Source organism: Sphingobacterium puteale (assembly GCF_050986225.1).
GTDB lineage: Bacteria > Bacteroidota > Bacteroidia > Sphingobacteriales > Sphingobacteriaceae > Sphingobacterium > Sphingobacterium puteale.
Genome location: NZ_CP158959.1, coordinates 3,175,798 through 3,187,852 on the forward strand (window position 1 = coordinate 3,175,798; position 12,055 = coordinate 3,187,852).

General features: G+C 36.8%; 13 protein-coding genes. 5 read left to right on the top strand and 8 right to left on the bottom strand.

Going from position 1 to position 12,055, the window contains the following annotated elements; translation table 11 throughout:
• Positions 1-38: 38 nt before the first annotated feature.
• Entirely contained in the window at positions 39-2,195 is a 2,157-nt protein-coding gene (locus ABTV71_RS13405; protein ID WP_433903515.1) for a TonB-dependent siderophore receptor, read from the top strand.
• Between the two features lie 341 nt (positions 2,196-2,536).
• Positions 2,537-3,520 (top strand): Rpn family recombination-promoting nuclease/putative transposase, encoded by a 984-nt coding sequence (locus ABTV71_RS13410; protein ID WP_433903516.1) that lies wholly within the window; start codon positions 2,537-2,539, stop codon positions 3,518-3,520.
• Between the two features lie 384 nt (positions 3,521-3,904).
• Here ABTV71_RS13410 and ABTV71_RS13415 read toward each other — a convergent pair whose 3' ends face one another.
• The 5 genes from ABTV71_RS13415 to ABTV71_RS13435 form a co-directional block, all read right to left on the bottom strand.
• On the bottom strand, positions 3,905-4,444 hold the full coding sequence (locus tag ABTV71_RS13415; protein ID WP_433903517.1) for a hypothetical protein: 540 nt from the start codon (positions 4,442-4,444) through the stop codon (positions 3,905-3,907).
• Positions 4,445-4,565: 121 nt separating this feature from the next.
• Positions 4,566-5,111 carry an NIF family HAD-type phosphatase gene (locus tag ABTV71_RS13420; protein WP_433903518.1) on the bottom strand — a complete coding sequence of 182 codons (546 nt, stop codon included), beginning with the start codon at positions 5,109-5,111 and terminating at the stop codon, positions 4,566-4,568.
• Between the two features lie 34 nt (positions 5,112-5,145).
• Positions 5,146-5,823: an SMI1/KNR4 family protein gene (locus ABTV71_RS13425; RefSeq protein WP_433903519.1), complete on the bottom strand. Its 678-nt coding sequence runs from the start codon at positions 5,821-5,823 to the stop codon at positions 5,146-5,148.
• Positions 5,824-6,039: 216 nt separating this feature from the next.
• Entirely contained in the window at positions 6,040-6,528 is a 489-nt protein-coding gene (locus ABTV71_RS13430; protein ID WP_433903520.1) for a hypothetical protein, read from the bottom strand.
• Positions 6,515-7,102, bottom strand: coding sequence for a hypothetical protein (locus ABTV71_RS13435; protein ID WP_433903521.1), 588 nt, complete (start codon positions 7,100-7,102; stop codon positions 6,515-6,517). The genes ABTV71_RS13430 and ABTV71_RS13435 overlap by 14 nt, the downstream gene beginning before the upstream one ends.
• Positions 7,103-7,228: 126 nt before the next feature.
• Here ABTV71_RS13435 and ABTV71_RS13440 point away from each other — a divergent pair, with 126 nt between their 5' ends.
• Entirely contained in the window at positions 7,229-7,696 is a 468-nt protein-coding gene (locus ABTV71_RS13440) for an HAD domain-containing protein (RefSeq protein ID WP_433903522.1), read from the top strand.
• Positions 7,697-8,025: 329 nt separating this feature from the next.
• On the opposite strand, the gene ABTV71_RS13445 is transcribed toward ABTV71_RS13440, so the two are convergent.
• From ABTV71_RS13445 to ABTV71_RS13455, 3 genes are all read right to left on the bottom strand, one after another.
• The gene (locus ABTV71_RS13445; RefSeq protein WP_433903523.1) at positions 8,026-8,370 is read right to left on the bottom strand and encodes a hypothetical protein; all 345 of its coding nucleotides are present in this window, start codon (positions 8,368-8,370) and stop codon (positions 8,026-8,028) included.
• Positions 8,371-8,725: 355 nt separating this feature from the next.
• On the bottom strand, positions 8,726-9,493 hold the full coding sequence (locus ABTV71_RS13450) for a tRNA(His) guanylyltransferase Thg1 family protein (protein ID WP_433903524.1): 768 nt from the start codon (positions 9,491-9,493) through the stop codon (positions 8,726-8,728).
• Entirely contained in the window at positions 9,483-9,929 is a 447-nt protein-coding gene (locus tag ABTV71_RS13455) for an AAA family ATPase (RefSeq protein ID WP_121124851.1), read from the bottom strand. The genes ABTV71_RS13450 and ABTV71_RS13455 overlap by 11 nt, the downstream gene beginning before the upstream one ends.
• A 314-nt stretch (positions 9,930-10,243) precedes the next feature.
• Between ABTV71_RS13455 and ABTV71_RS13460 the strand changes: the two genes are divergently transcribed.
• Together ABTV71_RS13460 and ABTV71_RS13465 are read left to right on the top strand one after the other, a co-directional pair.
• Complete coding sequence (locus ABTV71_RS13460; RefSeq protein WP_433903525.1) at positions 10,244-11,329, top strand: hypothetical protein; 1,086 nt, start codon at positions 10,244-10,246, stop codon at positions 11,327-11,329.
• Between the two features lie 10 nt (positions 11,330-11,339).
• Positions 11,340-11,888, top strand: a complete 549-nt coding sequence (locus ABTV71_RS13465) for an RNA 2'-phosphotransferase (protein ID WP_433903526.1) — start codon at positions 11,340-11,342, stop codon at positions 11,886-11,888.
• Positions 11,889-12,055: the final 167 nt, after the last annotated feature.

Here is a 12,055-nt window from a genome sequence, read left to right on the forward strand (position 1 = left end):
TGTGGGTATATATTGGTCAAATTTAATTTATTATACCCTTGAAAACGCTATACTTAAAGTCATTTTTAATTTTTACGCTTCTATTTCCAATTTTTAGCGCCCATGCACAGTCGCCCCATGCTGATACGCTACTGCCAAAACAGCTTGATTCTGTTTTTATAAAATCCCAGTTTAGGAAAGATAGGTCTAGCTATCAGTCTGCACGGATAAACATACCTGATTACGAGAATCCACAGGTCACAACAAGTGTCGGTATCAACCTAACTAAAAATAGAAACTATTATACCCAGACGGCTATGTTGGCAAATGCAGCTGGGGTTACCCCTAGCTGGGCCGGGGTTGCACCTTATTTTACTATTCGTGGATTTCGGACCAGAAGCAATTTTAGAAATGGTCTCAATGCTTACCTACACTATAGCGATGAAAATAGCAATATACAGCAGCTGGATGTAATCAAAGGACCCAGTGGTACCCTGTTTGGTGGTACAAATATGGCTTTCGGGGGATTGATTAATGTACTCACCTATATTCCCGTGGATAGTACATTTACAACTATTTCGCTCGCAGCGGGCAACAATGCCCTGCATCGCGGCAGTGTTGAAATAAATACAGCACTTGATTCAGCACACAAATCCCTGTTCAGAATGTTTGGTACATATACCTCCAGAAAGAGTTTCCAGGGTCAGGGATTGAACAAAAGCCTTTTTCTGGCACCAAGTTTTAGCTACCAGTTGAGTCCTGACCTTAAGATTAGAATGGAGGCGGAATTCTTGCGCAGAAATACTACCAATAATCCTTTGTTTACACCTAGCAATCCACTAATCGGCGGCATTGCAACAAACGTACAGCGTTCTAAAGATCTCCATTTGGACTACTTCAGTTCTTATACGAATAACAGCTTGCTATGGCGAACATCGTCACTTAATTTTTATGGAAAGATAAGTTATGCCATTTCTCCGGCTTGGCAGTCTGAAACAAACCTCGCCAGTACAAACAGTACATCAAATGGCGATTATCAGACAAACCTGCTGCTCGACAATAATACTGCGGTAGCAAGGAAGATATTACACTATGAATCCGAGGATATCAGTAACTATCAGGTTCAACAGAACTTTATTGGCAATTTTAAGATAGGGGACTGGGACAATAAATTACTGATCGGTCTAGATTACCAGCGCTATAGCTATGCCGCAAATTATAAAAATGCAGGTTATGTGGATACGGTATCGATTGCTGATCCTTCGGCTACAGCAAATTTATTTCATGCAGACCTGATCCGTGGTATCGTACTTTCCAAGCAGCCCAATAGTTCGGTCGCTCCTCAAAACAGCTACTCGGCCTACATTTCAGATGTCATCAAACCCACCGATGCATTGACGCTGATGCTTAGCGCCAGGTACGATAGATTGATCAATTTTGGCACAAAAGATCTGTTGACTGCCGTTACCACAGCCGATTATAAACAGTCGTCCATCACGCCTAAAATAGGTCTGACTTATCAGGTTATTCCAAAAATTATAACAGTTTTTGGAAATTATATGAGCGGATTTCAAAATCTCGCACCTACAAGTGCCAACGGCATTCTATATAATTTTAAACCCCAATACGGAAACCAGTTCGAGTCCGGTGTCAAAATAGCGGTTCCTAACAATGCACTTGATCTTACTCTGAGCTACTATGATATTAGGGTACGCAATTCGGTGATTACAGATCCAGCGGATGCCACGAAATATATTCAAGGAGGAAAACAGTATAGTCGTGGTGTAGAACTCGATATACAGTCCGAACCCTTGGCCAATTTTTTTATCCATGCGGGGGGAGCTTACAATGCTAGTAAGTTAACGGTTGCTGATGCTGCCGTTCAGGGATTAAGGCCTGTAAATGCTGGTCCAAAATGGTCTTTCACCTGGTATGCTAGCTATGAACTACCGGCAAATAAAGACAGTAAGTGGAGTGCCGGATTAGGAGGGAATTATGTTGGTCAGGATCTGATTATTAACAGTACAAATGCTGGAAGTTTTTATACCGACGCTTATACACTTTGTAATGGTAATATAGGTTATGTTTTCAAGCAATTTCAATGTAAATTGACCGCCGAAAATTTATTTAATACCCGTTATTATTATGGAGGTAGGGGTTTTATCACACCCGGTAACCTGCGGCAATGCATTTTGGCTATGGCCTTGCATTTTTAGTGCTGTGATCTTATAATCCTATATACGCATAAGAATACGCGTTTTGTATTTTATCTGCAGCGTTATAGGATAATGCGCGGAGCTGCTATAAGACAACAAGGGGTAAGAAAGTGATTAAAAGTAATTTATACATAATCGATATTATTTACTAGGCTATGGTCCTAATTTAAGACATACTAAGTAACTCATAAAATTTGATAAAGACTAGTCTGTCTGTAACTTTTCAGCTCGTGCGATTGATTATCAATATAAATTACTTTCCGGTTCGTGTTTTTGCTAATTATGTTAGTATTTTTAAATTTATTATTGTATATTTGTTTGATAACCAATTAATAAATATTATGGCTAAATCAAAAAAACATTTGGGTAAGTATGTAGATCCGCGTACCGATTTCGGTTGGAAATTTTACTTTGGTAGAGAAGACAACAAAATCTTACTAATTGAGTTTCTCAATAGTCTATTTCATGGAGAGAAGATAATTTCGGATCTAAGATATAAGCCTGTAGAACAAGATGGCGACTATGAGGAAATGCGTCGTGTTGTATTTGATTTACATTGTATCGGCAGTGATGGTGAGGTTTTTATCATTGAGATGCAGCAGCTCTTTCAAGAATTTTTTAAGGACCGCGCGGTGTATTATACCTCACGTCTCATCAATAAACAATTAGCGCGAGGCAAGAAGGGTAGCGATTATTACCTACCGGAGGTTTACTTTATTGGTATTTTGGAGTTTGACATGGATAGAAACGGAAGTTCTGGTATATCCCGTGTCACAGAGCGCCCTTATTTCTATGATGTGGCGCTGTGTGACAAATTGACCAAAGAAATATTTTATGATAAATTGGGGTATAAGATGATTTCGCTTCCATTATTTAATAAACAGCCGGAAGAACTAAAGACAGTTATGGATCAGTGGTTGTACTTACTTAAGCACTTGAGTACTATGGATAGATTGCCATCATTTTTGGATAAAAGAATATTTGGTCTTATCTTTGAGATAGGAGAGATAGGTAAATTAACGGAGGAGGAACTCATGTCATACGAAGCAAGTTTAAAACATAAGCGCGATGCGGAGAGCGTATTCAATTCGGCCATGAAATCCGGAGAAGCTTTAGGTCACGCTAAAGGTTTGGCGGAAGGTAAAGCTAAAGGTCTGGCGGAAGGTAAAGCTAAAGGTCTGGCAGAAGGTAAAGCTAAAGGTCTGGCAGAAGGGGAGCGCAAAAAAGCGCTTGAGACTGCTAAAGCATTTAAGGAAATGGGATTACCAATAGCTGATATCGCTAAGGGCACAGGACTTTCAGTCGAAGAGGTCGAAAAACTCTAAGGTTTTATAATTGCAGCTATCTTAAAGGTTTTCTGTCTTCTGTCTTGCATAACGGAACTAATTCTATTTCGCCTTGATTAATATTTGTTATTTTTGTCATAGAATGGTTTTTCTCTGCATTGCAGGTAACAACTGTTTTTGTGAAACTAATATATAAAAAGTTACGCTAAGGACAGCTATACAAGTCCTCACAAGATTTCCTACAGCTATCTTATCAAAAATTATCTCCGTGCCGAATTGCGTGGCTTTTGTGCCCTTAATTGGGATTATTGATTAAATCAGTTGTGGTTTCACGTAAGTATCCATCTTTGCCAATTTATACCTTAGCCCTAAACCGCATGTGGGACAGCCGCAATATATTTTATGCTAAAAAAATCTGTTTATTTATTGAAAGGATCTTGTGTACTGTTTTAAAACTTTTCGCTCCATTTCTTCATCTTTCCAAATTTCGATATGGTAATAATCATTATCTGAGTCGTTAGCAACCCCAGGATCCTTTACACTGCCCAAATTAGAAGAATAAACTCGGACTCTATATCTCCCTGGAATTACCTTTATGGATAACTGTATTTTGTGATATGGACAGTCTAATACCTGGAGCTCACCAGATTGAAGATCAATTCCTCCTTCTACTATATGATCGTATTTCTCGTAATCTGTATCATTCCTAGGCTTTTCTAGTATTGCTATATCACCTTTGATATCATTGCCAAAACTTTCCACACCCACACCAATAACTCTGTTTGTTAGTGCAAGTCTCGCATTAAAAGCATTCTCATTCCAAAACTCATTTGATGCGGCATTTCCTTTGCTTTCATCATTGCCATCTTCAATGTAAAACTGATGATAATCTGTATTAAACTTAAAGTTATAAATTTTCATTTCTTTTGTAATAATATTAACAGGAGTAAAATTAGCAACCATACTATGGCACAATTAAATTTAAACTTGTCAAAAGGGATCATTTAAAGGCAAATAATATTGAAAATTTCTTACAAAATGAAACATTGAGCACAATTAAAATTTGCGAGTTTAATAAAGGTTATTATCTGGACATATCTTGATTCCTCCAATATCTTTTGTCGATTTTTCGGACATTTTCAACATTTCTAAACTTCTTTAAATAGGAAGCCAATAGGAGTAACTCATCATCGTTATCGTTCCCTGTAAATTCGGCTATTTGGATTGCATTGCCATAGTTCAATATTGATTTTTCAGCGGTGTCATCTATTATAAGCGTTCTTTCCAATAAGAAGCCGTTGCGTTTTACTTTGGATAACCTTTTTACGTAATAGTATTCATCAGTCACACTCATCCGTTTTTTTGTCGTGCGAGATCGTCCCCAGACAAACTCAAAATTGACGGCAGCTGGTTTTATTTTTTCCACGAGCTCATTCACATAAGTATCATCCGCTGAGCTCCAAATGGCCAGTTTAAAATCCCCAGCCATCTCTGATAAAAAATAGTCTAAATTTGGACGGACATATACATAATACTGACCAACAACAAAGTCTTCCTGCTGTATCAACCTATCTTTTGTGGCGTACAACAATGTCTCATCCAAATCCAATACTAAAAGAGTTTCCTTCATAATATGCTACGATTTCATTTATTGGAATCAGACTTTAATATCCAAATTCCTCGAAGTTCGCCCTGCCCATTACTATCCAGCTTTCCCAATATGGTCGACCAGCAGCTCCCGCGCCGTCTGGGTCGATAGCATAAAAGTCAGGGATTACTTCAAAATGTTTTCTTGTATTAGTTTCGTTTAGAAAATGGGTTAAGCATGCCAACATCTTGTCGAATGATGAAAAGATAATTTCGCTCAATCCGTCGAGTTCACCATCATATTCATGGTCGTAGACTCTGATCGGATAATCATTTGTTTCTACGGAGCCTCTCGTATCAAATACCAGTGGTCCCGTATCATTACCTTCACTCGCAAACGGGATCAGGCCAAGTGGGATGAGCTGTTCAGGTATGTACCAGTCAAGATTAGTTATTATTTCCGCAAGCGGTTGGGAAGGCAAGGAGTGGGGGAGTCTGACGATTGAACAATCACAGTCGGCAAAGAAATAGCGCTTATGCCATTCAATAAAGCTTTCAGGTAACGTAACACCAAATTGCGTCGCCACTCTTTTGTAATCCTCAGGAGTAAATGTTCCTGGAATAAGTTTCCACTCATACCATTCATCTTCGTCGACCTCGGACGCCATCATCTCTTTTGGAATATCTTCCGTGTAAACGGAACGTGCTCCTTTAGTCAAATATGCATTAAAAAATTTTTCGATCTGGTCAGTCATTTGCAGTGAGTTTTATCGTTATAAAAGTATCATTTTGCATCTAATATATATTTAGACTTTTTGGATTGGAGGATAAATTTAGCGCGAACCATCTAAAAGCTCACAAGTAATCCCGCCAGTATGATGCCTCCTTAATTGATCGATTAATGGAATACAAGATTCATCATAAGCGATATGTGTAAGACCATATTTACTCCAATTATCTTCCATAGATTCCTATTTACATGTTGATCCTACTCTTTTCAATTTAAATACAGTATATCCGATCAAGGGAAATATGGCTGAGAGAATAACATAGCTGCATTTCGCTGGAAATTGCCAATTTATATTCAATGGGAGCGGGATTCCCTTGATGAGATAAGCTATTAAAACATCATATGCTATGTAATAAGCCTCAGGAATCAGCCATAAAATCGTGATATTTATATTGGTATTAAACTGATAATTTCCCGTGATGAGTACACACGATATAAGTATGATCAATCCAATCAATGCTGGCCAGAATATGGAGAAAATCTTTCTATTTCTTTGCGCCTGTAGATATCCTGCATAAATAAGTCCTGCAACTTGCAATCCAAAGATAATCAGGTTAAAATTTAAATTCTTCGTAAAATACCTCAGCCAATCACCTTCTGTTAATGCCGCATAAAAGGTCAGTATCATAAAACAGAGATGTACAAATAGGGGAGCGTTAATTCTCTTCATTACCAATATTACGTTTATGGAATCTCAATGTTTTTATCGCTTTAAGAAGATCCTGTTCTGTTCGCGTTTTTAGATCTACACCACAAAGATTAAATCGGACTTTCGAAGCATTTCCCCATAGACTGCCGATGTACACTCCGGTCATTCCTTTTCCGGACATTCTCGGAAATACAATTTTGGCTCTTCTGTTATCAATGGTATCCCAGGATACATTCTGTTTTCTGTACAGATCGGCATCGAGATCTAAATCCAGTATCGGCATATCTTTTACAATAATATAGTCAGAAGAGTCTGTTGCGCTTTCCTCCATCATTTGTCTCGTAATGATTTCTATATTATGTTCTGTCAACGTATTTGAATACATACCCAGATCGAAGTAAAGTGTATCCGTGTTGTCTACAGCAATTGCACCGACATAACTGTCGATTCCATCTTGTTTGACCTGCTGCCATTTATAAGGAACTTCAATCGTAAATAGACCAAAATCCATTGTCTTTGTGGGAGATGGATCCTTGCACCCAGTAACGAGGATAGTAAGGGCAGAAATGTGGAATAGTTTTATGAACTGTTTCATACTATGGCTTATACGTTGAATTTACAAAATTAGGCTGGACTATCCATCTAAGGTTAATATTTTTTTATTATTAAATCGCAAACCGGTGGAGTGGAAGTGCCAAATTAATTATTAGATTCGTGTAGTATGATTTTCTTTTTAGATATAGACGGTGTCATGGTACACGCCAATCCACATAGGTCGGTAGAGCAGGCAACCGATGGCTTTTATATATTCAGTAGTACAGCTGTTGAAACATTCAATACTATATTCATTGCAGAGGAAGATCAAATTATCCTTTCTAGCTCGCACCGTTTTAGATACACAATAGCAGAATGGAAAAAAATGTTTTTTGATAGAGATATTAGAATAGGTTCGCTTACGTTGTTGGATGATGTAAACCAACACTTAAATCATCGCTTTACACGGAAAGATCAGGTATTAGGTCAGATTGCGCGTCAAAATATCCTTCCGGAGCAAATGATCATTATAGATGATGATAAATCATTAAATGAATTACCACAAGCATTCAAATCAAGGTTAGTATTGACATCTTCTTATATCGGATTGAATGAAATGGATCTTCCCAAATTGAAGACCATACTCAATAGGTAATTTCCCATTAATAGTGTCGTATTGATTATAAAGTCAATCGGATAAAATTGTAATCGTTCATCCGGCTTTGGCATAGCGCCCCATATGCAGCAGGATTGCCCTTTAAGGAGAAATCAGTCCAGAGTGTACAGCCATGGAAACAAACGTGGTCGATTTCCAAAGATTCATTTTTCAACACATGGATATTTGAGTACTTGCTGCATCTTTGATTTTGTATAGTGTTTTCGGATAGGCTCCTTTATAATATTCATGATTGAAATCGTTGTATCCAAATTCTCTGTGCAGATCGCTAACGATGTGGATTTTCATTGTGCATTATATTAGTCAATTCAATGCCAGTCATAATAACAAAAACGACATTGTTTTGCCGTTGGAGTCCTGGCCAGCTTTCCACAGTTGGGACAATAATTAAAAAATATTTCAGCAGCATGATCACGCATGATACGCGCTGCAGTATCTTCATTAAATTTCTCTAGACCATTATTCACTAAACTTAGTGCATTTTCGTCTTCGGTTAGCCATCCAGCTTTAAAGTAAACTCTCTTTATTTTATCAATATCCTCATTTTGATCGATCTTTAAAAGTGAATGCGCATGTTTATAAGCAAGCTTTTCTTTTGGGGACATCAAATGAATGTAGTGGTTTATAATGTAATCTTGTTTTTCTTTTTCCATAATTATAATGGCTAAGTTTTCTTCTTCCAATTTGAAAAAATACAATTGACAACTGTTACTAGGGCGGTTAACAACCAAATAATTAATGAGTAAAATCGCACGCCTAATGATGCTCCACCTTGAAAATTAACGGGGTCTATATATAGAAAAACATTAGATACAATGCCAATTGACACAATGAATATCAGTCGAACTTTTTCGCCTTTACCGCCTATTAAAATCCGATAGATAATATAGCAGAACAGCAGTATGTATAATGCATAGACAATTTTAAACTCGCGATCTATAGGAAACATAGTGGATATTATATAGTTTTTTGAAACATGTTCAAATATTGCCTACATATTCTGGTTCATTAGGCTTCATTCCTTTGAATCAGCTCAGCGATATAACGATTATAAGCATCCCCCATAGGCAGCTCCATATCGGTGGTCAATTGTCTTCGGATAACCTCAACTGTTTCATTCGACAAAGGATTAACACCTGTTGATTTCACATTTTCCCAATATATTCCAATTCCTCTTTTTTGCCAGTTCGGCAGGTCATTGAAATTTACACCATAGGTATGGAGCAACTCGTTCTTCATTGAAACGCTAAGGCCTTCAATTCGTTTGGTGGCCTCGTTTTTATTATGACCGTTTTGCCTTAGATTCCAGTAACAATGTGCATTTAACGCATTACGGTGAGCATCTTCATTCCGCCATCTGAAATAATCCTCGACGAGTAGCGCATTTGGCAATTCAGATATCCGACAATCGAATGCAGCAACATCACCTAGCATAGATGAGAATTTCGCACTTGCTTCACCTGCCATGATAGAAATCAATTTTCTGGTTTTTCGTCCGAATGTATTCTCACGTAAATGAAATAGTAGAGAGATTTCATCGCTTTCCGTAAATCCATAAATAATATTAAACCCACAGCACATGAGATGCTTTACGGTTTCTACCATCATATCCCTAAACCGCTCGTCGAAAGGTGCTTGGAAATCATGTTTTTCCTTTGTCAGCTTCGTGAAGTTCCGACCATCTATTCGCGCGACCATATACATTCCAGGTAGGACCTGCCTGTCCTGATATGTCTCATAAATACGTAATTTTTTATCTAGATCATCAAATTTCATTTTGCCAGTCTTTAATGGTAAATATGCCTGCATCTAAGGAAACATAATATAATTTGTCAAAGCCTTCGTCAAGAGCAGGTATCTGTAACTTCTTATGCGTACCGCGAATGCCGATATCGGGAATTCTTTCTTTATTTATTCTCGTACTATTTCTTTCCAGCGAGGACTGAAGGCTAGAGCTAAAGTAGTATCCTATTATTTTGTATTTATGTGTTTTAGCGAGTTGAATATACTTTGCTCGATCTGCTTTCGTCGGATTTGTATTATCTATGACAAAGGCCTGTTGTGTTTCAAGACAAGTTTTTATAAACCGCTCTTCCTTATTACGCGTATTCAGGAGATCCATCGAAATCCGAACATGGCTATTAAAATGATTTTCTTTGTAAAAAGAACTTTTTCCGCTCGCTTGGATTCCACAATAAATAATCAATTCCATCAAATAAAAAATAAATTTCTTCCATTATGAAACATAAGTAATAGCCGTTTTTAGTGGTCATCTTTTAAATTTCTAAGGAATATGGCTAACAAGTTGATGAATTTACAAAAGAGGATTTAAATAGACAAAATATATAACCCAGTAATGATAATTATCATACCTTTTTGTACCTTGATAACACATGAATTTGAAACTCCATATGAACCCGTTAGAAGAAATAGACGTTTTTATTTTTGATACGTTAAAAGGTATTTTGTTTCTAATTTGCTGGATTGCGTATATTTGAGATTGATGCACAATAATACCAAGGCAGCGTGACAGTAGTAGCAAAATATAAAACTGAACTCGACTTAGTCCGACAGAACCCAAAACTCTTGGACAATTATCGCTTTGACAAAGACGCCATAGATTCAAAACACTTTGACCGATTAAGACTAAATATTGCAATTTACAATGATCTTAAACAGACGGACTATGATATTGTAAAATATCTTTTTGCAGAAGAAAAGGAATGGCGAAAATATGGGAAAGACGGTGATGTTGATAATTTATATTTCTGTGCCTTCATTCTGACACTTTTCAATTCTCCCGAAATCGTATGGTTGTTTCTTGAAGCTAAAAATATTGATTTTGACAGCGGAATTGGATTTGACGGAGAATATTTGGTTTCGGCAGGGATTAAAGAAACCTACCAATATTTAAAAACAGCGGACAACCCAAAGAAAACAGAACTGTTAAAGTATATTGGAGAAGCGGAAGAAAGTTGTATTTATTCGCAGGTAGACATTGACGATTGGAAAGAAATGAAGAAGTCCTATTTCAGATGTTACAAATCACCAATTCAGGACGAACTGTATTTTCTCTATTCCACAAATGAAAGAGAACTATTTTTGAAGAAACTACCTGAATGGATCAATCAAGAAAGAGCGTGGACTTATGAAGAACTAAGTTTATATAGGACATACGCGAAGTATGTAAACGACAAGGCTTTAGAGATTGAAGCTTATAAATTGACACTCAAAAAAAATGATAAAGATTTTCTAACCGACATTTACAATCGACAATTGGCAGAGTTATATGTTGAGACTGGTGAAATTAATAAAGCTTTTGAAATCCTTGAGGGCGTAATAAAAGGAACAGATAACCGCAATATGATAAGAGATTGTATTGAACAACTTTGCAGAATAATTATTAGAACCAACAGCTCATCAGATGAGATAGCTAAAAATTCATATCATATTATAAAAGTTCAATATAAAAAGTACAGAAATTTTTCACCAATGGTGGACGGTTTAATTAAGGACGTGACAGCAATAATGAAAGAGGAAAAAATTACTGCACATAACAGCGGCTCGCCAAAAACGGTGCGGACGTGGTGGCAGAGACTTTTCGGCTCCTAATATTAGAATTATGGGTAAGAGCGAAATAAACATAAGCAAGTTTTTAAGTTTGGTATTACGACACCAACCTGAAACAATCGGTATTCAACTTGACCAAAATGGTTGGACTCATGTAAATAACTTAATAGAAAAAGTAAACAACTACGGAATAAAGTTAGACAGAGAAACCCTTAATCACATTGTAGCAACAAATTCTAAAAAGAGATTTGCATTTAATGATACACTTGATAGGATACGAGCTAGTCAAGGACATTCAGTAGAAATTGAGTTAGGCTACACAAATCAAAAACCACCAGAAATTTTATACCACGGAACAAGTGAAAAATCAGTCCAGTCCATTTTAATCACAGGACTTGAAAAACGAAATAGACAACATGTTCATTTAAGTAGCGACATTGAAACAGCAATGAAAGTTGGCCAAAGACACGGAAAACCATTTGTTTTCAAAGTGCTTGCAGAACAAATGTATAATGACAATTTTCGGTTTTTCATTTCAGACAATGGTGTTTGGCTGACAGAGGATGTGCCGATAAAATACTTGAAACAAAATGATGAATAAAAAATAAATCCTGCATAATTAGAAAAATACATAGGAATGATACACTACTTACAAAATTGTCGTATAATCAAATCTCCAAATTTATTCGTTAAGCATAAATAATGTAGATTAGACTTGGGTATTAACCTTGGCCGATTGAAAGGATTAATATATGCTTACCTCCTGGA